1 protein-coding gene and 1 pseudogene are annotated in these 1,081 nt (G+C 54.0%); both read left to right on the top strand.

Annotation, left to right across the window (positions count from 1 at the left end):
- Positions 1-289 (top strand): hypothetical protein (locus AWU74_RS11750; protein ID WP_187150887.1); only part of this gene is annotated, 289 nt, incomplete at its 5' end.
- A gap of 309 nt (positions 290-598) precedes the next feature.
- A pseudogene (locus tag AWU74_RS05960) lies at positions 599-1,081 on the top strand (malate dehydrogenase); the annotation flags it as partial.

The raw sequence follows: 1,081 nt of genomic DNA, 5'->3' as shown, positions 1-1,081 counted from the left end.
AAATTACACCTTATATCCTGCCTACGAATGGCCTGTTATTGCTTTAGGAAAAACACCGATTTGGAACTGGAAGTCAGCGACAGACATGGGATATGCTTTTGTGCTTTCGCCGGAAGCGCCGGTATATTTAAGCATTTATGGCAGACTGGTATGTGCGTGGACGGACTCTATATTTCATTTTCTTCCGTTTCCTAATTTTGGCATAACACTTGGCTGGCATTTTACACGGGAATGGGTTCATAAAGACTTCGGACAAAAAAAATATGACGACGGTGAAAACGACGCATAATAAAATGCACACGCTGACAAAACGAGGCTACCAAGCAATCCCACCGAAGGCTTCCACCTAGTTGTCTACCGAAGCGAGCTTTGCTGGAACCTTCCACCCACAAAGCTGCCGGACAAATCCCACCGACGGTTGAGCGCAAAATGAAACAGCAGGGCAAACGCCCTGTTGTTTTTGTGTCGAGATGCATATACCACGTCTACCGAGTGGGCTTGCTTTTGCGCGCGCGGCTGCCGTATACTACCGCTCAGCGGACATATACTGCCGAAAGGTAGCCGTATATTGCCGGAAAACGAAAACTATAGAGGCGCAATAATGAAAATCGACCCTTCCCTGAAAGACCTCGACGGGCTGTTCCCGCGCGGGTTTACCGAAGACCAGAAAGCGCGGGCAAAGACGCTGTTTCTGAAGCGCCTGTCCCTCGAAGCGCACCGTTTTTACGGCGGCAAGGTGCAGACCGTGCCCAAATGCGGCGTGTACGGGCTGAACTGGTTCAACGTGTGGTATACGCCGGGCGTGTCCGAAATCTCCACGACGATACGGAGCGACAACGACGAGTCGTTCTCGCTGTCGAACCGCGGCAACCTCGTGGCGGTCGTCTCCGATTCGACGCGGGTGCTCGGCGACGGGGACTGCACGCCCCCGGGCGGACTCGGCGTCATGGAGGGCAAGGCGCTGCTGATGAAGTATCTCGGCGGCGTAGACGCGACGGCACTCTGCATAGATTCACGCGACGCCGAGGGCAGGCACAGCCCCGACAAAATCATCGAGTTCGTCAAAATGCTCCAGCCCTCG

It is taken from the genome of Treponema endosymbiont of Eucomonympha sp. (genome assembly GCF_001028545.1).
The sequence above is the reverse complement of the archived record's forward strand: the minus strand, read 5'-3'. Positions and strand labels throughout refer to the sequence as shown.